Here is a 24,651-nt window from a genome sequence, read left to right as displayed (position 1 = left end):
CATGGAGAACCTGATTGGGCTGCTCATCGCGGCGCCACTGCTCGGAGCGGCGGTCCTGCTGTGCGGCGGGCGGCGGCTCGACCGCACGGGCCACTGGATCGGCACCGTGCTCGCCGGTGCGTCGTTCGTGCTGGGCGTGGTGCTGTTCACGAACATGCTGGGCAAGGGCGCCGATGAACGCACCCTGAACAGCACGCTGTTCACCTGGATCCCGGTCGAAAGCTTCCAGGCGGACGTCGCCTTCCAGCTCGACCAGCTGTCGATGACCTTCGTCCTGCTGATCAGCGGCGTCGGCACACTGATCCACATCTACTCCATCGGGTACATGGAGCACGACGAGCGGCGCCGCCGCTTCTTCGGCTATCTGAACCTGTTCCTCGCGGCCATGCTGCTGCTGGTCCTCGCCGACAACTACCTGCTGCTGTACGTCGGATGGGAGGGCGTCGGCCTCGCCTCGTACCTCCTCATCGGCTTCTGGCAGCACAAGCCCAGTGCGGCGACCGCGGCGAAGAAGGCCTTCCTCGTCAACCGCGTCGGCGACATGGGCCTGTCGATCGCGATCATGCTGATGTTCACCACCTTCGGGACCTTCGCCTTCGGGCCGGTCCTGGAGGCGACGGGTGAGACGAGCGAGGGCAAGCTGACGGCCATCGGCCTGATGCTGCTGCTGGCTGCCTGCGGCAAGTCCGCCCAGGTGCCGCTGCAGTCCTGGCTCGGGGACGCGATGGAGGGCCCGACCCCGGTCTCGGCCCTCATCCACGCGGCGACCATGGTGACCGCGGGTGTGTATCTGATCGTCCGCTCCGGCGCGATCTTCAACGCCGCACCCGACGCCCAGCTGGCCGTCGTGATCGTCGGCGCGGTCACGCTCCTGTTCGGTGCGATCGTCGGTTGCGCCAAGGACGACATCAAGAAGGCCCTCGCCGGCTCGACGATGTCGCAGATCGGCTACATGATCCTCGCGGCCGGTCTCGGCCCGATCGGATACGCCTTCGCGATCATGCACCTGGTGACGCACGGCTTCTTCAAGGCCGGTCTGTTCCTCGGCGCCGGTTCGGTCATGCACGGCATGAACGACGAGGTCGACATGCGCAAGTACGGCGGCCTGCGGAAGTACATGCCGGTCACCTTCGTCACCTTCGGGCTCGGCTATCTCGCGATCATCGGGATGCCGCCGTTCTCCGGGTTCTTCTCCAAGGACAAGATCATCGAGGCCGCCTTCGCGTACGACGACGGCATCCGCGGCTGGATCTTCGGCGGAATCGCCCTGCTGGGCGCCGGTATCACCGCGTTCTACATGACGCGCGTGATGATCATGACCTTCTTCGGTGAGAAGCGCTGGCAGCCCACAGAGTCCGACAGCGACTCCGCCGCGGGGTCGGGCCACGAGCCGCATCCGCACGAGTCGCCCAGGTCGATGACCATCCCGATGATCGTGCTCGCCTTCGGGTCGGTCTTCGCCGGCGGGTTCTTCAGCATCGGCGACCGCTTCGTGAACTGGCTGGCTCCGGTCACCGAGTTCGAGCATCCGCACCCGGTGATCAGCGTGCCGGCGATCACGGCCTGCACCATCGCCATGCTGCTGATCGGCGTGGCCATCGCCTGGGCCATGTACGGACGCAAGCCGGTGCCGGTGGTTGCTCCGCGGGCCTCGCTGCTCACCCGGGCCGCCCGCCGCGACCTGTACCAGGACGACATCAACCATGTGGTCCTGGTCCGCGGCGGCGAACACCTCACCCGCTCCCTGGTCTACGTCGACCACACTCTGGTCGACGGCGTGGTGAACGGCACGGCCGCCTCGGTCGGCGGGCTCTCGGGCCGGCTGCGCAAACTGCAGAACGGCTACGCCCGCTCGTACGCCGTCTCGATGTTCGGAGGTACGGCGGTGCTGATCGCCGCGACCCTGCTGATGAGGGCGGTGTAACTGCTATGTCTTTCCCGCTCCTTACGGTGACGGCGGCACTTCCGGCAGTCGGTGCGATCGCCACCGCCGCGGTGCCCGCCGCGCGGCGGACCGCAGCGAAATGGCTGGCGCTGCTGTTCTCGCTCGCCACACTCGTACTCGCCGCGATCGTGCTCGTACGGTTCGAGCCCGGCGGTGACCGCTACCAGCTCACCGAGTCGCACGCCTGGATCAAGGACTTCGGCGTCCGGTACGAACTGGGCGTCGACGGCATCGGGGTGGCGCTGATCGCGCTGACCGCGCTGCTCATCCCGTTCGTCATCGGCGCCGGATGGAACGACGCCGAGCCCCAGGAGACCGGCAGCAAGCGCTGGCGGCCCACCCAGGGATTCTTCGCGCTGATCCTCATGGTCGAGGCGATGGTGATCCTCTCCTTCGAGGCCACCGACGTCTTCCTCTTCTACATCCTGTTCGAAGCCATGCTCATCCCGATGTACTTCCTCATCGGCGGCTTCGGCGACCGGGCCCACGCGGGCGGGGACGAGGCGGCGGCGACCCAGCGGTCGTACGCGGCCGTGAAGTTCCTCCTCTACAACCTGGTCGGCGGACTGATCATGCTGGCCGCGGTCATCGGTCTCTACGTCGTCGCGGGGAGCTTCTCGCTCTCCGAGATCGCGGAGGCCCGGGCCAGCGGTCAGCTGGAGATGGCGACCAACACCGAGCGGTGGCTGTTCCTCGGCTTCTTCTTCGCCTTCGCGATCAAGGCGCCGCTGTGGCCGCTGCACACCTGGCTGCCCAACGCGATGGGGGAGGCGACCGCTCCGGTCGCCGTGCTGATCACCGCGGTCGTCGACAAGGTCGGCACCTTCGCGATGCTCCGCTTCTGCCTCCAGCTCTTCCCCGAGGCCTCCAAGTGGGCCACGCCGGTGATCCTGGTGCTGGCGCTGATCAGCATCGTCTACGGCGCCCTGCTCGCGGTCGGCCAGCGCGACATCAAGCGACTGGTCGCCTACGCCTCGATCTCGCACTTCGGCTTCATCGTCCTGGGCATCTTCGCGATGACCTCCCAGGGCCAGTCGGGCGCGACGCTCTACATGGTCAACCACGGGATCTCGACCGCCGCGCTGATGCTGGTGGCCGGCTTCCTGATCACCCGCCGCGGCTCGCGGCTCATCGCGGACTACGGCGGAGTGCAGAAGGTCGCGCCGGTGCTCGCCGGCACCTTCCTGATCGGCGGCCTCGCGACCCTCTCGCTGCCCGGACTGGCTCCGTTCGTCAGTGAGTTCCTGGTCCTGGTCGGCACCTTCGCGCGCTATCCCGTGGCCGGCATCATCGCCACCTTCGGCATCGTGCTCGCCGCGCTCTACACCCTCGTCCTCTACCAGCGGACGATGACCGGGCCGGTGAAGGCCGAGGTGCGGAGCATGCCCGACCTCAAGGCCCGTGAGCTGGCGGTGGTGGCGCCGCTGATCGCGCTGCTGATCTTCCTCGGCGTCTTCCCGAAGCCGCTGACGGACATCGTGAACCCGGCGGTCGAGCACACGATGTCCGACGTCCAGGAGAAGGACCCCCAGCCCGAGGTGGAGGCGGCCAAGTGAGCGCTACAGCTGTCCACAGCCTGTGGACGACGGCGGCCGCGGCCGCACCGACGCCGCCGATCGACAAGATCCCGGCCCCTCACATCGAATACGCCCAGCTGGCACCGGTACTGATCGTCGTCGGCGCCGCCGTCCTCGGTGTGCTGGTGGAGGCGTTTGTACCGCGCAAGGCCCGGTACCACACCCAGCTGTTCCTGACCGTCGTCGCTCTCGCCGCCGCGTTCGCCGCGATCGTCGGGCTCGCCGCCGGGGGATACGGCACCACCAAGGCGCACATCGCCGCGATGGGCGCGATCGCCGTCGACGGTCCCGCGCTGTTCCTCCAGGGCACCATCCTGCTGGCGTCGATGGTCGCGGTGTTCACCTTCGCCGAGCGCCGGCTCGACCCGGAGGCGCACGGCAACCGCGTCGACTCGTTCGCAGCGCAGGCCGCATCGGTGCCCGGCAGCGACAGCGAAAAGGCCGCGGTCAAGGCCGGGTTCACCACCACCGAGGTCTTCCCGATCGCGCTGTTCGCGATCACCGGCATGCTGGTCTTCCCGGCCGCCAACGACCTGCTGACCCTCTTCATCGCACTCGAGGTCTTCTCCCTCCCGCTGTATCTGCTGTGTGCGCTCGCCCGGCGCAAGCGGCTGATGTCGCAGGAGGCCGCGGTGAAGTACTTCCTGCTGGGCGCCTTCTCCTCCGCGTTCCTGCTCTTCGGCATCGCCCTGCTCTACGGGTACGCGGGCTCCGTCTCGTACGCCCGGATCGCGGAGGTCGTCGACGGCAGCGTCCGCACCATCGACCCGGCGCTCGCCGACACCATGGGCAACGACGCGCTGCTGCTCATCGGCGTCGCGATGATCCTGACGGGCCTGCTGTTCAAGGTCGGCGCCGTCCCGTTCCACATGTGGACGCCGGACGTCTACCAGGGAGCGCCGACGCCCATCACCGGGTTCATGGCGGCGGCGACCAAGGTGGCCGCGTTCGGTGCGCTGCTGCGGCTGCTGTACGTGGTGCTGCCGGGGCTGCGCTGGGACTGGCGGCCGGTCATGTGGGCCATCGCCATCGTCACCATGCTGGGCGGCGCGATCGTGGCCATCACCCAGACCGACATCAAGCGGCTGCTGGCGTACTCCTCGATCGCGCACGCCGGCTTCATCCTGGCCGGTGTCATCGCGACGACGCCCGACGGCATCTCGTCGGTCCTGTTCTACCTGGCGGCCTATTCCTTCGTGACGATCGGCGCGTTCGCGGTGGTCACGCTGGTGCGGGACGCCGGCGGCGAGGCGACACACCTGTCCAAATGGGCGGGTCTGGGCCGTCGTTCACCACTCGTCGCGGCCGTGTTCGCCGTCTTCCTGCTGGCCTTCGCCGGCATTCCGCTGACGTCCGGCTTCTCGGGCAAGTTCGCGGTCTTCAAGGCGGCGGCGGAGGGCGGCGCGGGTGCGCTGGTCGTGGTCGGTGTGATCTCGTCCGCGATCGCCGCGTTCTTCTACATCCGGGTCATCGTGCTGATGTTCTTCAGCGAGCCGAAGGCGGACGGCCCGACGGTGGCCGTGCCGTCGGTGCTGACGACGACGGCGATCGCCGTCGGTGTCGCGGTGACGGTGGTGCTGGGTGTGGCGCCGCAGTACTTCCTCGACCTGGCGAACCAGGCCGGGGTGTTCGTGCGGTAGCCGTGCGCCACATGGTCCACGAAGGGCCCGACTCCCTCGGGGGAGCCGGGCCCTTCGTCCGTGCCGTGCGGGGCACCTGTCGGCCGCGATTCGGGGCCGGGGGCCTCAGGCGCGCGCCGCGTAGGCCCGGACGTCCGCGTCCGGGTCGTGCACCGCCGTCGCCAGCGCCGCGCGGGCCTCCTCGGCGGCCGGATGACGGAGCAGGGCGAGAACCGCCGCCTTGCGGACATCCGCGGAGGCGTCGCCCAGTGCCTTGGCCAGCGCCGGAACCGCCGTACCGGAGGCCGCTGCGCCGAGCGCGGCAGCGGCTCCGGCGCGGACCTGCCAGGCAGGGTCGTCCAGCGCCCCTACGGCCGCCTCCGCCACCTCCGCGGGGCAGCCCGTCGTGCCGAGCGACTGGAAGGCGGCCGCGCGCACAAGGACATCGGCGTCGCCCAGGAGCCGGGTGAGCGGGCCGAGGACGTCGGCCGGGGGCGCCGTCACCGCCGCAAGGCCCTTCGCCACGGTGACGCGGACCTCACGGGCCGGGTCGGCGGCGGCCGTCGTCAGCTCCCGGACGGCGTCCACGGAGACGAGCGCACGGACCGTCTCCACCCGGACGCCGAGGTCGGGATCGTCCAGGCCCGGGGCGAACAGGGCCGTGCTCCCCAGCCGCAGGGCGCGCAGCAGGTCGAGCGCCGCGGCCCGTACCACCGGGTCGGCCGAGGAGACGGCCGCGACCAGCGGGGTGCGCAGCGCCGGCTCCGGCGGCAGCGTCTCGACCAGTTCACGCAGCGACTCCGCGGCCACCGCCCGCACGCCCGGGTCGGCGTCCGCGAGCGCGGAGGCGAGCGCCGTGCCCGTGCCGTCGGGGGCGGTCTCCGTGAGTGTGGCCACCGCCGCCCGCCGTACCGCCGGATCCGGGTCCGCCAAGTAGGGGGCCAGAGCCGCCAGTTCGGGCTGATCGTCGGCGAGCGCCACGAGCTCCAGGATGCGCGGCGAGTCGGTCGCCGCGCGCTCCGGGGTGCTGGTGCTGGTGGGGGCGGCGATGCGCGAGCCGGTCGGGGCGGCCTCACGCGGTCCCGCCGTCGCCACCTGCTCCGGCGAGACCTCCCCGATATGGCGGGAGGCACCGCCGACCGGAGTGAACTCCTCGACCGGTACCAGATACGGCTCCACCGGCCGCGCCGTGAACTCCATCGCTCCCGACGGCGACTTGCGCAGATCCAGATGGTGCAGCCAGCCGCTGTCGTCGCGCTGCGGATGGTCCGTGCGCTCGTGGTAGAGACCCCAGCGGGACTCCGTACGGGCGAGCGAGGAGCGGGCCGCCATCTCCGCGCAGTCCCGGATGAAGCTCACCTCGGCGCAGCGCATCAGCTCGTGCGGCGTCGTGGCGCCCATCTCCGCGATCTCGCCGCGCATCCTCTCGAAGTGGTCCACGGCGAGTGACAGTCGGGCGCCGGACTTGGGCGGCGCGACATAGTCGTTCACGAACCGGCGGAGCTTGTACTCGACCTGCGGCTGCGGCGGGCCGTCGGGATTCCGCAGCGGTCCGTAGGCCAGTTCGTGGGCCTCCGCCAGCTGGTCCGCCGGGAGTTCACCGGTGTACGCCCGGTACTGGGCCGCGTCCTCACCGGCCAGATCACCGAAGACGAACGCCCCGATCATGTAGTTGTGCGGCACGCACGCCAGATCGCCGGCCGCGTACAGCCGGGGCACGGTGGTGCGCGCATGGTCGTCGACCCGCACCCCCGACGCCGAGTGGCCGCCGCACAGGCCGATCTCGGAGATGTGCATCTCGATGTCGTGGGTGCGGTAGTCGTGGCCACGGTTCGCGTGGAAGGTGCCCCGGGTCGGGCGTTCGGTGGTGTGGAGGATGGACTCCAGCGCGGCGACCGACTCCTCGGGCAGATGGCTGAGCTTGAGATAGACCGGCCCGCGGTCGGAGGCGAGTTCGGCGGCGAACTCCGCCATCATCCGGCCCGACCAGTAGTCGGAGTCCACGAACCGCTCGCCGTGCCGGTTCACCTGGTAGCCGCCGAAGGGATTGGCGACATAGGCGCAGGCCGGGCCGTTGTAGTCCTTGATCAGCGGGTTGATCTGGAAGCACTCGATGCCGGTGAGCTCGGCGCCCGCGTGGTAGGCCATGGCATAGCCGTCACCGGCATTGGTCGGGTTCTCGTACGTGCCGTACAGATAGCCGCTCGCGGGCAGACCGAGGCGGCCGGCGGCGCCGGTCGCGAGAATGACCGCACCCGCGCGGACCGTGACGAACTGCCCGGTGCGGGTGTTGAAGCCGGCCGCGCCCACCGCCCGGCCCTCCGCGGTCAGCACCCGGACCGGCATCACCCGGTTCTCGATGCGGATGCGCTCGCGCATCTCACGGCGGCGCAGCCTGCGGTACAGGACCTTCTTGACGTCCTTGCCCTCGGGCATCGGCAGGACGTACGAGCCGGAGCGGTGGACCTGGCGCACCGCGTACTCGCCGTGCTCGTCCTTCTCGAACTTCACGCCGTACGACTCCAGCCGCTGCACCATGGCGAAGCCGCGGGTGGCCGTCTGGCGGACGGTGGACTGGTCGACGATGCCGTCGTTGGCGCGGGTGATCTCGGCGACGTAGTCGTCGGGTTCGGCACGGCCGGGGATGACGGCGTTGTTGACGCCGTCCATGCCCATGGCGAGGGCCCCGGAGTGGCGGACGTGCGCCTTCTCCAGCAGGAGCACGTTGCTGCCGTGCTCGGCCGCGGTGAGGGCGGCCATCGTGCCGGCCGTGCCGCCGCCGATGACGAGGACGTCGCAGGAGAGCTCCTCGGCGTCGGTGAGAGCGGGGATCTGCACGGTCGTGCCTTTCACTGGGATCCGGTGCTGCCGAGGGACGCGAGGACCTCGCGGCGCAGTGCCACGGTCGCCGGGTCGCTGTGCGCTTCGCGCTCGCGGGGACGCGGTACGTCCAGGACGCGGCCGGTGCCGAGGAGCGCGAGCCGGTCACCGAGGAACACGGCCTCGTCCACGTCGTGGGTGACGAAGACGACGGTCGCGCCGGTGTGCCGCAGCACGTCGACCAGCAACTGCTGCATCCCGGCCCGGGTCTGGGCGTCCAGCGCGCCGAACGGCTCGTCCATCAGCACCGCCCGGGGCTCGCCGGCGAGCGCGCGGGCGAGCTGCACCCGCTGGCGCTGCCCGCCCGAGATCCGGTGCGGGAAGGTGGGTCCGTACCCGGCGAGGCCGACGCGCTCCAGCCACGCGTCGGCGGTCCTGCGGCGTGCGGCGCGGGCGACGCCCTGGATGGCGAGGGGCAGTTCGACGTTGGCGCGCACCGTACGCCAGGGCAGCAGCGCGTCGTCCTGGAAGACCAGCGCACGCTCGGCGCGAGGGGTGGTGATGGGCACGCCGTCCTGCGCCACCTCGCCGCCGAGCGGCGGGAGCAGCCCGGCCAGGGTGCGCAGCAGCGTCGACTTGCCACAGCCGGACGGCCCGACGACGGTGAGGATCTCACCGGGCGCCACATCGAGGTCGACGCCGTCGAGCACGGCGGTGCCGTCCCGGCCGAGCGCGACGGAGCGGAGCGTGAGCCGGGCTCCTGGATGTGCGACAGGGGCCGGGGCGAGGGCGGTTTCGGGGGGTGTGGTCACGGTGCGACGCCTCCTCGGAGGGAGTCCGGCCGCGCCGCCCGTCGCAGCGCGGGAGTGCGGGTCCGGGGGCGGGCGACGGTGTCGCCGGCGGGCCGGGGCAGCCAGCGCGTCAGACGGCGGCCCAGCACCTCCACGGCGGTCGAGGTGAGCCAGCCCAGCAGGCCGATGGTCGCCATGCCGACGAAGACCCCCGGGTAGTCCACGACCGTGTAGTCCTGCCAGGTCCGGTAACCCACCCCGTACTCGCCGGAGATCATCTCCGCCGAGATCACACAGATCCACGAGACGCCGATGCCGACCGACAGCCCGCCGAGGATCCCCGGCAGTGCGCCCGGCAGCACGACCGAGCCCAGCACACGGGCGCGGCCGCCGCCCATCGTGAGGACGGCTTCCTCCCAGACCGGGGTCAGGGCGCGTACGGCGTGCCGGGTCGAGACCATCACCGGGAAGAAGGCCGCGGTGAAGGTGATGAAGACGATCCCCTGCTCGTTGCTCGGGAAGAGCAGGATCGCCACGGGCACGAGCGCGATCGCCGGTATGGGGCGCAGGACTTCGAGGACCGGGCCGAGCAGATCCGCGGCGATCCGTGAGCGGGCGACGGCCGTGCCGACCGCCACGCCCGCGACCGCCGCCAGCACGAAACCGGTGACGATGCGGGTGAGGCTGTCGGTCAGGTCCTGCCAGTACGTCCCGTTGCCGATCCGGTCCCCGAAGGCGCGCGCGACATCCGTGACGGTGGGGAACTGCTCGAACCGCAGCCACAGATTGACGTCGTACGCCGTGAGCAGCTGCCACAGACCGAGCGCGCCGGCCAGGGACAGGGCCCGCACGAGGTGCCGCGAGGTCATGACGCCTGCTTCAGGGCGTCGGCGTACGGCAGCGTCCGCGCCCCGGGGTGGCCGGCGATGTACACCGACGCCGCCGACGGGGTGACGAAGGGCAGCAGCCGGGGGCCGTCCGCCACCCAGACCGCCTTGTCCGCGAACCAGAGAGTGCCGGTCGTCGCGTCGGGGACGTACGCGGCCCGGACCGCGCCGGTGTCCGCGGCGATGTGGCGCAGCAGTTGGTCGGGGGTGGCGAAGGACCGCGTGGTGCCGCTCCTGAGCCACACCTCGCTGCGTGCGGGCGCGGCTGTCGTGGCGAGTGCCTGCGCGTACCGGGTGCCCAGTGCCCGCTTGACGTACCGGTCGTCGACGAAGGCGTCCACGTCCACATCACCGACCAGCCTGGCCGACTTCAGTACCGGAACGTCCTTCTTCAGGGCCGCGACCAGGGCGGGCTTGATGGTCGGGTCGAACGTCGCGATGCCGTTCGCACCGTTGTAGAGGTAGACGACCTCGGGCGGCAGACCGGTGGCCTTCGCGACCGATTCGGCCGCCGCGACGGGCTGCTCGCGCAGATACTCGGTGGCCTTGTCCTGCGCGCGCAGGAAGTCCTCCAGCACGGAGGGCCGCTTCTTCGCGAACTCCTCGCGCGCGGTGACCCCGTGGAAGGTCGGCAGATTCAGTTCGGCGCCGTCGTAGAGGGCCTTCGCCCGGCCCTGGAAGGCGAGCAGCCCCGGCCAGGCCACGAACTGCGAGAGTGCGTCCGCGCTGCCTGCCTGAAGAGCCGACGCGCCCACCGCGGGCTGCTGGTTGAGCTTGTGGATGTCCTTCTCCGCGTCGATGTCCGCCCGCTGGAGCGCCCGGACGAGCGTGCCGTCGGCCGCGGACCCCACCGAGGTGGACACCTTCTTGCCGCGCAGGTCCGCGAGCGACGACAGCCGTGAACCGGGCTCCGTGACGATGGTGTTGAGGCCGCCGCGCAGGTTGTAGCCGGTGACGGAGACGAGCCGGGTCGGCCGGTTGAGCTGTTTGCCGCGGGCCGCGTTGATCAGCAGCGGGAAGTCGCCCATCGAGCCGATGTCGATCTTCCCCGCGGTCATCTGGGCGGTGATCGGCGCGCCGGTGGCGTAGTCCTGCCACTTCACCCTGTAGGTGATGCCGTCCCGGGCGCCGCGCGCCTTCAGCTCCTGCTCGAAGTAGCCCAGCGAGCGCAGCAGGGTGCCGGCGGTGACGGTGTTGATGGTCTTGGACTGGTAGCCGACGGTCACGGTGACCGTTCCGGAGTCGCCGGCGTTCGCGTCGCCGCCGCACCCGGTGGCGAGCGGGACGACGAGGGCGGCGGCGAGGGCGGCGGGAAGTGCGGTGCGTGGGAGAAGTGCTGTGCGTGTCATGGGAGTTCGGACCTCTCGACCGTGCCGGCTCACCGGAGCAGATAGGGCATGTTGACCGTGACCGCGTCGGTGGGGCAGCGGGCCGCGCACGGGCCGCAGTACCAGCACTCGTCCACGTGCATGAAGGCCTTGCCGCTGTCCGGGTTGATGGCGAGGGAGTCGAGCGGGCACATGTCGACGCAGAGCGTGCAGCCGTCGATGCACTTGGACTCGTCGATGGTCACGGGCACGTCGGCGCGCTGGGGTGCCAGAGGCATGGCTGTCTCCAGGAAACGGGGTACGGAGGGTGGGAGTGCGGGTCAGAGGGCGCGGTGGAGCAGCCCGCTCATGGCGATGCGGTCGCCGCGGAAGCGGATGAACTCCAGGTCCACGGGCCGGCCGTCGGCGAGATGGGTGAGCCGCTCCAGCATCAGCACGGCGGAGCCGCGCGGCGCTTCGAGCACGGCGGCGGAGTGCGCGTCGGCGTTGACGGCCTCCAGGGTGATCTCGGCGGTGCCGAGCGGCTGTCCGGCCAGGGATTCGAGGAGCCGGAACACATCGGTGTGCTCCAGGTCGCAGCCGAGCAGCCCGGTCCCGAGGTCCATCGGGACGTAGGTGAGGTCGAGCGAGAGGGGCAGGCCGTTCAGCCGGCGCAGCCGCTCGATGCAGAGGACGTCGCTGTGTTCACCGAGTCCGAGCCGCCGCGCCACGGGTGCGGGCGCGGTGACGGGGCCGACCGTACGGACTTCGTTGGTGACGTCGCCGTGTTCGTGCAGGGTCTCGGCGAGACCCTGCAACCGGTCCAGGCCGTGCGAGTACTTCTCGGACACCACGACGGTGCCGACGCCCGGCTGCCGTTCGATCAGTCCTTCCGTACGCAGCAGGTCGAGTGCCTGCCGGACGGTGTTGCGCGATACGCGGTACTCCTCGCCGATCGCCCCCTCCAGCGGCAGGGCGCCGCCGGGGAAGCCGCCTGTGCGCACCTGGTGGCGCAACAGGTCGGCGAGCTGCCGTGCCCGGTCCGCGCGCAGCAGCCGCCGTCGTGCGGCGGCGACCGGCACGGCGTGGTCACGGATGCGTTCGGCTGGCATGCGGTGGACGATACCGACGGAGTGTCGACGGTGGTGTTGCCAGAGTGTTGCGCCATGCCCGTGACCGGGAGCACCGCGTTGAACTGCTGCTTTGTCCGGCCTCGGAGAAGATCTGCCACCGGGCGGCGCGCGGCGGGGCGGGGATGTGCCACCCCCGCCCCGCCGCTTCAGCCGGTGCCCCGCGCCCTCTCCGGCCGGGTCGTGCCGCCGGTGTCGGCCGGTGGCCCGTGCCCCGTTCGGGTCGTGCCCGCCGGTGTCGGCCGGTGCCCCGCTCAGGTCGTGCCCCGCCCGGTCAGGCCGAGGGGACGATCCGGCCGGACACCTCGCCGAGACCCACGCGTACGCCGTCCGGGCCCGGAGCCCAGGCGGTCATCGTCACCACGTCGCCGTCCTCCAGGAAGGTCCGCTTGCCCTCGGGGAGTTCGAGCGCGTCCCGGCCGTTCCAGGTCAGCTCCAGCAGCGAACCGCGCTGGCCGACCTCCGGGCCGCTGACCGTGCCGGAGCCGTAGAGGTCACCGGTGCGCAGGGAGGCGCCGTTGACCGTCATGTGCGCCAACTGCTGCGCGGCCGTCCAGTACATCGTGGCGAACGGCGGCTCCGCGATCACATGTCCGTTGACCGCCACGCTGATACGCAGGTCGAAGCCGCCCTTCTCGTCCTCGGCGGAGTCGTCGAGGTAGGGCAGCAGCTCGCGGTCGCGGGCCGGCGGATCGGTCCGCGCGGCGTCCAGGGCCTCCAGCGGTGTCACCCAGGCGGAGACGGAGGTGGCGAAGGACTTGCCGAGGAACGGGCCGAGCGGCACGTACTCCCAGGCCTGGATGTCCCTGGCAGACCAGTCGTTGAGCAGCGACAGACCGAAGACGTGGTCGCCGAAGTCGCCGAGGGCCACCGGCGTACCCATCGGGGAGGGGGTGCCGACGACGAAGCCGACCTCCGCCTCGATGTCGAGCTTCACGGACGGCCCGAAGACGGGAGCGGCGTCGGCCGGTGCCTTGCGCTGGCCCGAGGGGCGTACGACATCGGTACCGGAGACCACGACGGTGCCCGAGCGGCCGTGGTAGCCGATCGGGAGGTGCTTCCAGTTGGGGGTGAGCGCGTCCCCGTCCGGCCGGAAGATCCGGCCGACGTTGGTCGCGTGGTGCTCGCTCGCGTAGAAGTCGACGTAGTCGGCGACCTCGTAGGGCAGGTGCAGCGTGACCGCGTCCAGCGGGTGCAGCAGCGGCTCCATGTCCGCACGGTGCCCCGGCACGGTCACCCAGGCGGTGATCGCGCGCCGTACGTCGCGCCAGGCGGTACGGCCCGCCGCGAGCAGGGGGTTGAGGGTCGGCCTGGCCAGCAGGGCCGCGTAGGGCGAGCCGAGGGTGTGGGCCGCCGCACCGGCATCGAGCACATGGTCCCCGATGCGTACGCCGACCCGGCGGTGACCGGGGTCGTCCGCCGTGCTGAAGACGCCGTACGGGAGGTTGTGCGGGCCGAAGGGATCGCCCTCGGCCAGATCGAGCGGGCTCTGCTCGGACATCGGTGCCTGCCTCGCTTTCCACGGGTGTGGGTGACACGTTACGTGGACGCGTACCCGCCCCGGCAGGCCGTTCGGCCGACCTCACGCGGAAGACGTCTCTCCCAGGTCCGGTGGAAGACGATCTCCGCCCCGTCGCGGCACACCACCTCGTCCTCGACGAGGAAGCCGGCCGCGTCGCAGCTGATGTCGCAACGGCTCTCGACCGTCACGTCCCAGGCCCGGTCGGGCCGGTGGAGCCGGGCCGTCCACTCGGCGCGGACACAGGCGGAGTGCGGGTCGTGCTCCAGGATCGTGCACGTCTCCCGCGCCTCCTCGGTGAGTTCGAGGCCGTCCGGGTGGATGCGCCGGCCGCCCGGCCGGGGGTCGGTCTCCACGCGCCACTCGCCCCGGGCGACGTCCCGCACCACCAGGCGCTCCGGGCGTTCCTCGTCGAGTGTGGCGGGGGAGCTGACGCCGAGCGGCTCGTACGGGTCGGGCTCCCCGAAGGTGATCCGGTCACCCGTCGTGGGGAGCGCTTCGCGCACCGGGAGTTCGAGGAAGGAGCCCTCGGGGTCGAGGGTGAAGCCCGCCGAGTCGCCCGCGGGCCAGATCCACGGCCAGTACGCGGAGGAGACGGCGAGCCGGACGCGGTGCCCGGGCGGGAAGGAGTGGCCGGCCGTGCCGAGTTCGAACGTCACGTCCTCGGCCCGGCCCGGCGACCACGCGTCCTGTCGGCCGGCGCGGTGGGCGGTGAGGTCGACGCCGCCCCGGGCGACGAGTGTGGACGAGACGTCGGGCGCGATGTCGCACAGCCGGGCGACCGCCTGGCCGTGCGGGCCGTCCGGGCGCAGCCGCAGAACGACCCGGGCCCGGCCCAGGATCTCGACCGGCTCGTCCGTGACGGGGAAGTCGAAGCAGGCGGAGTGCGCGTCCTCCGCGCGCTGGTCGGGCGGTGGATCGGCGTCGTTCCCGGTGGGGACGGGCCGGCCCGCGTCCAGCCCGGTGTGCTGGGGCGAGTCGACGACGAGGGGTGCGCCGCCGAGCGCGTACGCGACGGTGCGGACGTGCGGTGACGGCAGGCTCGGTTCGGCGACCCAGTGACCCGAGGGGTGGGGGAGGTGCGGCGTGCTGATCCAGGCGCGGAGCAGCGGGTCTTCGGCGGGTGCCTCGCCGCCCGCGTCCTTCAGATGGCGGTCCCACCAGGCGAGGGTCTCGCCGAGGAAGCCGATCGCGGGCCCCGGGTGGTCGGCGTGGTCCGGATAGCGGTGCGGCCAGGGGCCGATCAGTGCGCGGACGCGATCGGGCGGCAGCCGCGTCGCCAGCCGCAGGACGGCGTCGCGGTAGGGGTCGTACAGCCCGCCCACGGCCAGGACGGCCGCGGTGATGCCCGCCGTGATGTCCTGGGCCTCGCCGGCGTCCTGCCGCGGCCGGTCCGTCTCGCCGGGCCGGGGCGCGAGCCAGGCGTGGGCGGGCGGCTCGACGGCCTCCAGGCGCCTGCGCCACATGCCGCGCCACTCCTCGCCGGCGAAGAGCGGATCGGGCGGGCGGCAGAGGGCGGACATCAGTGCCGCGGACCGGCTGAGCAGGCCCTCGGCGAGCACCGAACCGCCCGGGTGGTACGCACCGTTGTCGTCCGGATCGTCGGTGGCGCACACCGCCACGACGGCCTTCAGCGGTTCCGGGGCGAGGGCCGCCACACGCAGGGCCAGGGTGCCGCCGGGGCCGATCCCGAACATGCCGGCCCGGCCCGTGCACCACGGCTGCGCGGCCAGCCACCCGACCACCTCGGCGCCGTCCGCCACCGCGCCGGGATCGCCCTCGGGGCCGGGCAGACCCTCGCTGTTGCCGTGTCCGCGCACCTCCACACGGACGGACGCGTAGCCGTGGGCGGCGTACCAAGGGTGACGCTGCGCGTCACGCGCGGCGGTCGTATCGGTCAGCCTTTCCGGCGAATACTCGAGCAGGACCGGGACAGGCGCATCGGTGTACGGCCGCCACATCCGTGCGTACAGCCGAGTTCCGTCGGTCAGCGGAATCCGGACGTCCTCGTGGCTGGTTTCATACGGGGCATGCTGGTGCTGGTCCATGGCGGAGACCTCGGTGCACGGGGTGCGCCGGTCACGTCGGAACCGGTCGCAGAACCCGGCGAAAGGGCTCACCCCTGGGCGTACGTGCTGATCACGAACATACCGGCGGCAGCGGGAAGCCGCCCATGGTGATCGAAAGGCGACCGGATACGCTGACTTGAGTGAATCGAGCGACACATCGACAATCCGTGTGATCGTCAGCAGACAGGAGACCCCCTCGTGAGCGTCGTCGGGCCGTTCGGGCTGAGCGTGCGGGACCAGGCTCTTGAGGCCGATGTCCAGACCGGACTGTCGGCCGTGGAGGCGGGTCTGCTCGATGCCACCAAGAGCGAGGTGCCCTTCATCACGGAGGCCGCGCAGCATCTCGTCCGGGCCGGAGGCAAGCGGTTCCGGCCACTTCTGGTGATGCTGGCCGCCCAGTTCGGCGACCCCCACGCGCCCGGTGTGGTGCCCTCCGCCGTGGTCGTGGAGCTCACGCATCTCGCGACGCTCTACCACGACGACGTGATGGACGAGGCGGACGTACGGCGCGGTGTGGACAGCGCGAACGCCCGCTGGGGCAACTCGGTCGCCGTCCTGACCGGCGACTTCCTCTTCGCCCGGGCCAGCCACATACTGGCCGACCTGGGTCCGGAGGCCGTACGCATCCAGGCCGAGGCCTTCGAGCGACTGGTCACCGGCCAGATCCTGGAGACGGCGGGCCCGCGCGACGGCCGTGACCCCGTGGAGCACTACCTCGACGTCATCGGCGGCAAGACGGGCTCCCTGATCGCCGTCTCGGGCCGCTTCGGCGCGATGATGTCGGGTGCCGACGAGGGTGTCGTGGACATCCTGACCCAGTACGGCGAGCGGCTCGGCGTGGCGTTCCAGCTGGCCGACGACGTCCTCGACATCGCCAGCGACTCGCACGAGTCCGGCAAGACGCCGGGCACGGACCTGCGGGAGGGCATCCCGACGCTTCCCGTGCTGCATCTGCGCGCGCGGGCCGAGGCCCAGGGGCTCCCCGAGGACCTGGAGCTGGTCGCGCTGCTGGAGAGCGACCTCTCGGACGACGAGCTGCACGCCGACGCGCTGCGCCGGCTGCGTGTGCACCCCGCGCTGGAGCAGGCGCGGCGCGACACCGTGCGCTACGCGGAGGAGGCGCGGGCGATGCTCGCGCCGTTGCCCGAATGCGATGCGAAGGCGGCGCTCGTGGAGCTCTGCGACCTGGTCGTGCACCGAGCGGGCTGACGCACCCCGCCAGATCCCTCCCCACCTGCACAGACGCCCGAGCGGGCGGCGCTTCGACGCGCCCGCGGGCGATACCCGTACCTCGACGGGGAACCGGTAGACACCCGCGTGCACCGGCGGACGGGTGCCTGCGCCGCCTCCTCGCGGGTGTGACCGGCATCACAGAATTGGATTGGGTCCAATCCGAGATCCGCTCCGTACGCCAGTGCAGAAGCTGACGCACAGGGCGTTGGCATCGGTACGGGGAGACTTACTGATGAAGCGCACCAAGACCGTCCTTGTCGGTACCACCGCCGTCGCTGCCGTCGCTGCCGCCGCGGGCGTTGCCCTCGCCGTCCTGCCGGCCTTCGCGGCCGACGGCGACGGCTCCGCCCACCGCTCCGCCGGGCAGGGCGGCAGCGGTTCGGACCTGGCCGTCCAGAGCGGCTCGGGCGGCTCGGGCAGGAGCGCCTCGCTCTTCGTGGCGAGCCTCAACGGCGCCAACGAGGTTCCGGTGCAGGGAGGGCCCGCCGTCGGTGACCGCGACGGCGCGGCGCTCCAGTTCGTCGAGGTCCGGAGGGACAAAGTGTCGGTCGCGGTGAAGTTCCGCGGCACCGACAAGCCGACCGCCCTCCACATCCACCAGGGTGCGAAGGGCACGAACGGAGGCATCAAGATCGACTTCACCGGGCTGATCGGCACGGGCCGGACCAAGCCCGCCGGCTGGACGGGAGCCGTCACCGGCAGCGTCAAGGTCAAGGACAAGGCCGTGCTCGACGCGTTCAGGACGGACCCGAACGGCTTCTACGCCAATCTGCACACCGCGGCGTTCCCGGGCGGCGCCGTCCGGGGCCAGTTCCACAAGGTGACCGGGTCCTTCCCGTTCGACCGCGCCCTCGGCAACGTCCAGGCGTCCGTCGTCAAGGGCCGGCAGATCTACGAGTGCAAGAAGTCCGCCGACGGCACGCTCTCCTTCCAGCAGCGCGATGTCCGGGCCGTGCTGGGCGGGAACATCGCTCACTCCTTCATCGCTCCCAACTCCGGTACTCCGCAGTGGATCGCTCCCGACCGCAGCGCCGTCACCGGTGCACTGATCAGCAGGACGCCGAACGGCGAGGCGAACATCCCCGAGCTGGACCTCAAGGCGAGTCGGTCCGGCAAGAAGCGGGGGCTGTTCGCCCACACCCAGGAGATCTTCCGGCTGAACACCGTGGGCGGCGTCGCCCCGGCCGGCAGCTGCGACCAGGGTGCGATCGTCGGCGTCCCGTACGGCGCGGACTACGTCTTCGTCCAGAAGTAACAGGACCCGGACCGGCACAGCGGACAAGAACTTCCGCACAGCTCTTGCGTCAAGGGCTCGGCGCTTCCCCTACTGGATGGGGGAGGCGTCGCGCCTCTGCGTCATCCCAGAGCAGTACGACAAGTTGCTCCCGGGGTCTGACGCCTGAGTGCGGCCGATTTGGTCAGATTGGTAGTACCAGGCCTGACCAACCACGGAGGTAGGGCACACCATGGCACCGAACGACAGCGCACAGACCACCGAAGAGGCCAAGGACCTCGCAGTGGGCCGCCGCAAGGCCGCTCGCTACATCGTCCCGGTCGCGGTGGCCGGGGTGGCGGCGGCGACCATCGGGCTCGTCCCGGCGCTCGCTGCATCCGGTGACCCCGATCTGCCGAAGATCAGCGCGCAGGAGCTCATCGAGAAGATCGCCGCATCGGACACCCAGCAGCTGTCCGGCACCGTCAAGGTCAACACGGACCTGGGCCTCCCGGACATCGGCGGTCTCGCCGACTCCTTCGCGCCCAAGGGCGGCGACCGCGGGGACGAGCAGGGCTCGTCCGCCGCCCCAGACGGCAAGCTGATGGAGCTCGCCACCGGTTCGCACACGCTGAGGGTCGCGGCCGACGGTCCGGACCGGCAGAAGGTGTCGATCCTGGAGGACGCGGCCGAGTACAGCCTGATCCACAACGGCGACGAGGTCTGGGCCTACGACAGCGCGACCAACGAGGCGTACCACTCCAAGGACGCGGCGAAGGGCGCCGCCGAGGAGCACGGCAAGGACCAGGCGAAGCCCGAGGATCTGCCGTCCACGCCCAAGGAGTTCGCGGACGAGGCCCTCGAGGCGGCCGGCGACACCACGTCCATCACCGTCGACGGCACCGCCCAGGTGGCCGGCCGCGACGCGTACCAGCTGCTGATCAAGCCCAAGCAGAGCGGTTCCACCATCGGCTCGATCAAGGTGGCGGTGGACGCGAAGACGGGCACCCCGCTGAAGTTCACGCTCACGCCGAGCGGCGGGGGCAAGGCCGCCGTCGACGTCGGCTTCACCAAGGTCGACTTCTCCAAGCCGGCCGCGTCCACCTTCGACTTCAGCCCGCCCAAGGGCGCGAAGGTGACCGAGGCCGACGAGCTGGGCAAGGACCAGGGAGCCCCGAAGCCCGAGAAGGACCTCAAGGGCTTCGAGGAGTTCCAGGGCCTGAACGTCATCGGTGAGGGCTGGACCTCCATCGCGAAGATCGAGGGACCCGCCGGCGAGGGCTCCGCGGCCCCGAAGGAGGGTGACGTCCCGCCGGAGGCGCAGGGCTTCCTGGACGCCCTGGGCGACCCGGTGAAGGGCAAGTTCGGCTCGGGCACGGTCTTCAAGACCCGGCTCGTCAACGCCCTGATGACGGACGACGGCACCGTGTACGTCGGAGCGGTCACCAAGGACGCACTCGTGAAGGCGGCCGACGCAGGCAAGTGACCCGGGCGAGGGCATGACGCCCGATCGTGGTTGTCGCCCGCCCCGCCGTACGCTCCGTACGGTGGGGCGGAAGCCTGAGCGAGTGAACGGGGGCCGGTATGGCAGCGGTGATCGAGACGCACGGACTCACCAAGCGCTACCGCGGCGGCCAGCTCGCCGTCGACCGGCTCGACCTCGCCGTGCCCGCCGGCAGCGTCTTCGGCTTCCTCGGCCCCAACGGGTCGGGCAAGACCACCACCATCCGGATGCTGATGGGCCTCATCGAGCCCACCGCCGGCAGCGCGACCGTCCTCGGCGGCACCATGCCGCGTGCCGTACGGACGGTCCTGCCCCATGTGGGCGCGCTGATCGAGGGACCGGCGCTGTACGGGTTCCTGAGCGGCCGGGACAACCTGGTGCGGTACGACTCCGCCGACCCGAACGCCGATCCCCGCACCCGCGCGGCCCGCGTCGCCTCCGCACTGGACCGGGTGGGGCTGACCTCGGCCGCGGGAAAGAAGGCCAAGGCGTACTCCCTCGGTATGAAGCAGCGGCTCGGGCTCGCCGCCGCGCTGCTCCAGCCGCGCAAGCTCCTGGTGCTCGACGAGCCCACCAACGGCCTCGACCCGCAGGGCATGCGGGAGATCCGCGCCCTGGTCCGGGCGCTGGCCGCCGACGGCACCACGGTCTTCCTCTCCTCGCACCTCCTCGACGAGATCGAACAGGTCTGCACCCACGCGGCCGTCATGGCGCAGGGACGGCTGCTCATCCAGGGCCCGGTGGCCGACCTCGCCGCCGGGGCCAGAGGCCGCCTGGTCGTCCTCACGCCCGACACGGGCGACGCCGCCCGCCTTCTCAAGGAGCAGGGAGTCGCCGGGGTGAACGTCGAGGACGAGCGGGTGACGGGCGAGCCGCCGGGGCCCGGTGTGGACCTGGCCGAGCTCAACGCCGCCCTGGTCGGGGGCGGGGTGCGGGTACGGGGGTTCGGCGTCGAGCGCGCCTCCCTGGAGGACGCGTTCGTCGCACTGACCGGAGAGGGATTCGATGTCGCAGGCTGAGGTGATCGGGACGGGCGGGACCGGCGGTGCCGATGGCTCCGACCGCCCGGGAGCGGCTGCCGGACCGGACGCCGGACCGCGTGCGCTGTGGACCCTCGGGCTCTTCCGCTCCGAGCTGTTCACCACGCTGCGCCGCTGGCGGACGCTCGCCCTGCTGGCCGTGCTGGCCGCCGTACCGGTACTGATCGGCATCGCGGTGAAGATCGAGACCGGCGACGGGGGCTCCTCCGGCGGAGGCGGCGGAGAGGGACCCGCCTTCATCGCCCAGATCACCAACAACGGCCTGTTCCTGGTCTTCGCCGCGCTCGCCGCGACCCTGCCCGTGTTCCTCCCGATGGCGGTCGGGGTCGTCGCGGGCGACGCCATCGCGGGTGAGGCCAATGCCGGCACCCTGCGCTATCTGCTGGTCGCACCGGCGGGCCGGACCCGGCTGCTCCTCGCCAAGTACGCGACCGTCCTCACGTTCTGTCTGGTGGCCACCCTGGTGGTCGCCGCGTCCGCGCTCGCCGTCGGCGCGGTGCTCTTCCCGCTCGGTGATGTCACGACGATCTCCGGCACCACCATCTCGTTCGGGGACGGCCTGCTGCGGGCCGCCCTGATCGCGGTCGTCGTCGCGGCCTCGCTGGCCGGACTCGCGGCCCTCGGCCTGTTCGTCTCGACGCTCACGGGCAGCGGCATCGCGGCCATGGCGACCACGGTCGGCCTGCTGATCACCGTGCAGATCCTGGACACGATCCCTCAGCTGGACGCGATCCACCCGTATCTCTTCCCGCACTACTGGCTGTCGTTCTCGGACCTGCTGCGGGAGCCGCTCTACTGGGACGAGGTGCAGAAGAACCTGGGCCTTCAGGCGCTGTACGCCGTGGTGTTCGGGTCCGCTGCCTGGGCGCGCTTCACGACGAAGGACATCACGGCGTAGGCACCGCGGCCACGATTTCCGAAGCTGGGTGCATGACTCACGTCACCGCGGCGAAGAACCGCTTGGCGTCCCCGACGGCCGCTTCGTCGTTCAGGACGTCACCGGGCCGGGAGCCGTTGCCGAGGAGTACACCGCCCCGCTCCATCTTCAGATAGGCGGCGATGGTGTCGAGCGTGCCCACCAGCGGGTCGGCCGCCGCGCGGTCGGCGTCGGCGAGCGCGGTCACGCCCCACAGCGTGCGTCCCGCCATCCGGGCCCTGAAGTCCACGCCCGGCACCCGCATCCAGCCCGACCAGTGGTCGAGGTAGCGCTTGGTGGAGGTCGAGACGGTGTACCAGTACAGCGGTGAGGCGATGACCAGGTCGGTCGCCTCCAGAGTGGCGTCCAGCAGGGTGGCGCCGTGCCCGGTGGGCGCGGGATAGGCGCCGTCGTCCTCGTGCCGTGCGTCCTCGAAGTCCGGCAGTGGGAGGTCGGCCAGATGGAGCCAGCGCTGCTCGGCGCTCGCGGGAAGCTGCTCGGCCGCGAGCCGGGCCAGCGCCTCGGTGTTGCCGTCGGTGCGGCTGCTGCCCAGCAGGAACAGGAACTTCCGGGTCATCGCGTTCTCCCCCTCGTACCGCTCGTACCGCGGACAGCCGTCCGCGAACGTGACTGCATGCGTGCGCAGTATATGCACACGCATGCAGTCGGTGGGGGGTGGCGGTCTTCGGGACAGCCGGGTCAGCCGGTCAGAAGGTCAGCTTCCAGCTGTTGATGTAGCCCGTGTCCTGCGCGGCGACGTCCTGCACCCGCAGTTTCCAGGCGCCGTTGGCCGGCTCGCTCGACGCGTTCACGGTGTAGGTGGCGACGACGTTGTCCGCCGAATCGTTGCTGCTGGAGTTCTTCAGCCGGTACGCACTGCCGTCGGGGGCCACCAGGTCCACGACCAAGTCGCCGCGCCAGGTGTGCCGGATGTCGACGCCCACCGAGAGGGCGGCCGGGGCGTTGCCGGTGCGGCCGGTGACGTTGACCGTGGAGGTGACGGCCGCGCCGTTGTCCGGGATCGCCACGTCGGCGGTGTTCTCGTATGCCTCACCGGGCGGGACGGTGGTCCCCGTCGAGAGCGTCCAGACGGCATGGGCGAGTGCGTCGCTGTTGCGGTCCAGGGCGGTGTCGTTGATGTTCGCCGTGGTGTCGCACGAGGAGTGGTAGCAGCGGTCGAAGGCCTGGCCGGCCGTGCCGCCCCACTTCTGGACCTGCGCCGCGGTCTTCGTGCGCCCGGCTCCGGTGAACAGACCGCCGACCGGTATGCCCACGTTCTTGAACGAGGCGTGGTCCGAGCGGCCGTCACCCTCGGTCTCGATCTCGGTCGCGACGCCGAGGCCGGCGAAGTAGTCCTTGAGGACCTTCTCGATCGCCGGGTCGTCGTCGTAGACGAAGTAGCCCGGGTTGGGCGAGCCGATCATGTCGAAGTTGAGATAACCGGAGATCTTCGAACGCTCGGCGGCGGGAAGGTTGTTGACGTAGTACTTCGACCCGACCAGGCCCAGCTCCTCGGCGCCCCACCAGGCGAACCGCAGATGCTTCGTGGGCTGCAACTGGGCGCGGGAGACGGCGAGCGCGGTCTCCAGGACGCCTGCGGAGCCCGAGCCGTTGTCGTTGATGCCGGCACCGGAGGAGACGGAGTCGAGGTGCGCACCCGCCATCACGATCTGGTTGGCGTCGCCGCCGGGCCAGTCGGCGATGAGGTTGTACCCGGTGGCGCCGCTGGAGGTGAACTGCTGGATGGACGTGGTGAATCCGGCCGCGTCCAGCTTCGCCTTCACGAAGTCGAGGGACGCCTTGTAGCCGGCCCGGCCGTGGGCGCGGTTGCCGCCGTTGGCGGTGGCGATCGACTGGAGCTGGGTGAGGTGCGCCTTGACGTTGGCGAGCGGTATGTCGGGGGCGGCCAGTGCGGACGTCGGGGCTGCCGGCGCGGCCGGTGCCGCCGTGGCCGCGGGAGCGGCGGAGGCGAGCAGACCGGCCAGGGCTATCGCGGCGGCCGCGGCCGTGCGTCTGGGAAAGGCGGAGAACTTCATGTGGGGGCTCCGGATTCCGTACGGGGACATGACGGAACGTGCGAGACGCCCCGGAACGGCTCGTTCCAGGGCGTTGGAGCAGTGGCGCTGAACAGTAAGGAGAGCGATGCGGGCGCGTGGGCATGCGGTGGTGATGCTGCGGTACGGGTGGCGCGGTGTGCGTGCTGAGAGTTCAGCGAGACTTTGACCTACCGTCAAGGGCGGAAATCGGTCAGCCGCGTTCGTATATAGGACTTCGGTTCCGTCACGGAACGGCCAACGCCGCGGCGCCTTTCGGGCACAACTGCCGCACGGCGGGCGTCAACGGTGTGACAGGGGTTCAGGCTGTGGCCATCGCCGAGCAAGGGTGCGCCGTATGAACCTGGATCCGTTCCTGCTGCTGGACGCCGCGATCAGGTATCTGCTGCCCGTGGGGGTCGCCACGCTGTTCGCGACCGTGGCCGCGATGGCCCTCCTCGTCGGCATGTTCGCCCTGCTGACACGGCGCGCGCGCCGGCGGTACACGGCGGCGGAGGAGGAGGGCCACGGGCTCGACTTCTTCACCTGGCGGGATGGGGACTAGAGCCTGCCCGGCGCTCCCCGAACGCGGTCCTACTCCACGCAGAACTCGTTCCCCTCGGGGTCCGCCATGGTCGTCCACACGCCGATCGGCTGGTCCTGCCGGTAGAGGACGGTCGCACCGAGCCCCTCCAGCCGCGCGACCTCCGCCTCGCGCTTCTCCGGACCCATGTGCAGGTCGAGATGGAGCCGGTTCTTGACCGTCTTCCCCTCGGGCACGCGCTGGAACAGCAGTCGACGGCCGAGACCGATGTCGGTGTCCTTCTCGAACTCGTCGTCCGGATGCCGGACGGCGGTGTAATCGAGCCAGGCGTCCCGGCCGTGGGCCTGGGTGGTCGAGCCGTCCGGCAGCTGTCCGGCTTGCCGCAGGCTCTCGATCAGCGCGCTGTGGTCCTCTCGTCGGTACTCCAGCGCCGCGGCCCAGAAGTCGGCCTGCGTGTGCGGGTCGGAGCAGTCCACCACAAGTTTCCAGTGCACGGTCATGTAA

Annotated in this window: 20 protein-coding genes; 9 read left to right on the top strand and 11 right to left on the bottom strand. The window is 71.1% G+C overall.

Annotated elements, in window-relative coordinates; genetic code table 11:
• Position 1 precedes the first annotated feature (1 nt).
• From nuoL to nuoN, 3 genes are read left to right on the top strand one after another with little or no spacing between them, the layout of a single operon-like run.
• The gene (gene nuoL / locus RPQ07_RS15635) at positions 2 to 1,924 is read left to right on the top strand and encodes an NADH-quinone oxidoreductase subunit L (RefSeq protein ID WP_313944756.1); all 1,923 of its coding nucleotides are present in this window, start codon (positions 2 to 4) and stop codon (positions 1,922 to 1,924) included.
• A gap of 5 nt (positions 1,925 to 1,929) precedes the next feature.
• Positions 1,930 to 3,501, top strand: coding sequence for an NADH-quinone oxidoreductase subunit M (locus tag RPQ07_RS15630; RefSeq protein ID WP_313944755.1), 1,572 nt, complete (start codon positions 1,930 to 1,932; stop codon positions 3,499 to 3,501).
• Entirely contained in the window at positions 3,498 to 5,162 is a 1,665-nt protein-coding gene (gene nuoN / locus RPQ07_RS15625) for an NADH-quinone oxidoreductase subunit NuoN (protein WP_313944754.1), read from the top strand. Before RPQ07_RS15630 ends, nuoN begins: the two co-directional genes overlap by 4 nt.
• A gap of 105 nt (positions 5,163 to 5,267) precedes the next feature.
• On the opposite strand, the gene RPQ07_RS15620 is transcribed toward nuoN, so the two are convergent.
• The 8 genes from RPQ07_RS15620 to RPQ07_RS15585 form a co-directional block, all read right to left on the bottom strand.
• Positions 5,268 to 7,979: a fumarate reductase/succinate dehydrogenase flavoprotein subunit gene (locus RPQ07_RS15620; protein WP_313944753.1), complete on the bottom strand. Its 2,712-nt coding sequence runs from the start codon at positions 7,977 to 7,979 to the stop codon at positions 5,268 to 5,270.
• A gap of 11 nt (positions 7,980 to 7,990) precedes the next feature.
• A complete protein-coding gene (locus tag RPQ07_RS15615; RefSeq protein ID WP_313944752.1) occupies positions 7,991 to 8,773 on the bottom strand; it encodes an ABC transporter ATP-binding protein in 783 nt (260 codons plus the stop codon).
• Complete coding sequence (locus tag RPQ07_RS15610) at positions 8,770 to 9,621, bottom strand: ABC transporter permease (protein WP_313944751.1); 852 nt, start codon at positions 9,619 to 9,621, stop codon at positions 8,770 to 8,772. Before RPQ07_RS15610 ends, RPQ07_RS15615 begins: the two co-directional genes overlap by 4 nt.
• Complete coding sequence (locus RPQ07_RS15605) at positions 9,618 to 10,988, bottom strand: ABC transporter substrate-binding protein (RefSeq protein ID WP_313944750.1); 1,371 nt, start codon at positions 10,986 to 10,988, stop codon at positions 9,618 to 9,620. The genes RPQ07_RS15610 and RPQ07_RS15605 overlap by 4 nt, the downstream gene beginning before the upstream one ends.
• 29 nt (positions 10,989 to 11,017) lie before the next feature.
• Positions 11,018 to 11,245, bottom strand: a complete 228-nt coding sequence (locus RPQ07_RS15600; protein WP_266533934.1) for a ferredoxin family protein — start codon at positions 11,243 to 11,245, stop codon at positions 11,018 to 11,020.
• Positions 11,246 to 11,287: 42 nt separating this feature from the next.
• Entirely contained in the window at positions 11,288 to 12,058 is a 771-nt protein-coding gene (locus tag RPQ07_RS15595; RefSeq protein WP_313944749.1) for a GntR family transcriptional regulator, read from the bottom strand.
• Positions 12,059 to 12,350: 292 nt separating this feature from the next.
• Positions 12,351 to 13,577 carry a fumarylacetoacetase gene (gene fahA, locus RPQ07_RS15590; RefSeq protein ID WP_313944748.1) on the bottom strand — a complete coding sequence of 409 codons (1,227 nt, stop codon included), beginning with the start codon at positions 13,575 to 13,577 and terminating at the stop codon, positions 12,351 to 12,353.
• Between the two features lie 38 nt (positions 13,578 to 13,615).
• Complete coding sequence (locus tag RPQ07_RS15585; RefSeq protein ID WP_313944747.1) at positions 13,616 to 15,643, bottom strand: CocE/NonD family hydrolase; 2,028 nt, start codon at positions 15,641 to 15,643, stop codon at positions 13,616 to 13,618.
• Positions 15,644 to 15,862: 219 nt separating this feature from the next.
• On the opposite strand from RPQ07_RS15585, the gene RPQ07_RS15580 reads away from it, so the two are divergent.
• From RPQ07_RS15580 to RPQ07_RS15560, 5 genes are all read left to right on the top strand, one after another.
• A complete protein-coding gene (locus RPQ07_RS15580; protein WP_313944746.1) occupies positions 15,863 to 16,873 on the top strand; it encodes a polyprenyl synthetase family protein in 1,011 nt (336 codons plus the stop codon).
• Positions 16,874 to 17,129: 256 nt separating this feature from the next.
• On the top strand, positions 17,130 to 18,152 hold the full coding sequence (locus RPQ07_RS15575) for a CHRD domain-containing protein (RefSeq protein WP_313944745.1): 1,023 nt from the start codon (positions 17,130 to 17,132) through the stop codon (positions 18,150 to 18,152).
• Between the two features lie 211 nt (positions 18,153 to 18,363).
• Positions 18,364 to 19,596, top strand: a complete 1,233-nt coding sequence (locus tag RPQ07_RS15570) for a DUF2092 domain-containing protein (RefSeq protein WP_313944744.1) — start codon at positions 18,364 to 18,366, stop codon at positions 19,594 to 19,596.
• Between the two features lie 98 nt (positions 19,597 to 19,694).
• Positions 19,695 to 20,633 carry an ABC transporter ATP-binding protein gene (locus tag RPQ07_RS15565; RefSeq protein WP_313944743.1) on the top strand — a complete coding sequence of 313 codons (939 nt, stop codon included), beginning with the start codon at positions 19,695 to 19,697 and terminating at the stop codon, positions 20,631 to 20,633.
• Positions 20,620 to 21,552: an ABC transporter permease gene (locus tag RPQ07_RS15560; protein ID WP_313944742.1), complete on the top strand. Its 933-nt coding sequence runs from the start codon at positions 20,620 to 20,622 to the stop codon at positions 21,550 to 21,552. Before RPQ07_RS15565 ends, RPQ07_RS15560 begins: the two co-directional genes overlap by 14 nt.
• A gap of 37 nt (positions 21,553 to 21,589) precedes the next feature.
• Here the strand turns inward: RPQ07_RS15560 and RPQ07_RS15555 are convergent, their stop codons facing one another.
• Complete coding sequence (locus tag RPQ07_RS15555) at positions 21,590 to 22,147, bottom strand: flavodoxin family protein (protein ID WP_313948904.1); 558 nt, start codon at positions 22,145 to 22,147, stop codon at positions 21,590 to 21,592.
• A 130-nt stretch (positions 22,148 to 22,277) separates the two neighbouring features.
• The gene (locus RPQ07_RS15550) at positions 22,278 to 23,606 is read right to left on the bottom strand and encodes a M28 family metallopeptidase (protein WP_313944741.1); all 1,329 of its coding nucleotides are present in this window, start codon (positions 23,604 to 23,606) and stop codon (positions 22,278 to 22,280) included.
• A gap of 355 nt (positions 23,607 to 23,961) precedes the next feature.
• Here RPQ07_RS15550 and RPQ07_RS15545 point away from each other — a divergent pair, with 355 nt between their 5' ends.
• The gene (locus RPQ07_RS15545; protein ID WP_313944740.1) at positions 23,962 to 24,168 is read left to right on the top strand and encodes a hypothetical protein; all 207 of its coding nucleotides are present in this window, start codon (positions 23,962 to 23,964) and stop codon (positions 24,166 to 24,168) included.
• Between the two features lie 29 nt (positions 24,169 to 24,197).
• On the opposite strand, the gene RPQ07_RS15540 is transcribed toward RPQ07_RS15545, so the two are convergent.
• The gene (locus RPQ07_RS15540; protein ID WP_313944739.1) at positions 24,198 to 24,647 is read right to left on the bottom strand and encodes a VOC family protein; all 450 of its coding nucleotides are present in this window, start codon (positions 24,645 to 24,647) and stop codon (positions 24,198 to 24,200) included.
• Positions 24,648 to 24,651: the final 4 nt, after the last annotated feature.

The sequence above is a fragment of the Streptomyces sp. AM8-1-1 genome, assembly GCF_032229325.1.
GTDB lineage: Bacteria > Actinomycetota > Actinomycetes > Streptomycetales > Streptomycetaceae > Streptomyces > Streptomyces achmelvichensis.
Note: the sequence above shows the minus strand (reverse complement) of the source record. Positions and strands in the feature narration are given on the sequence as shown.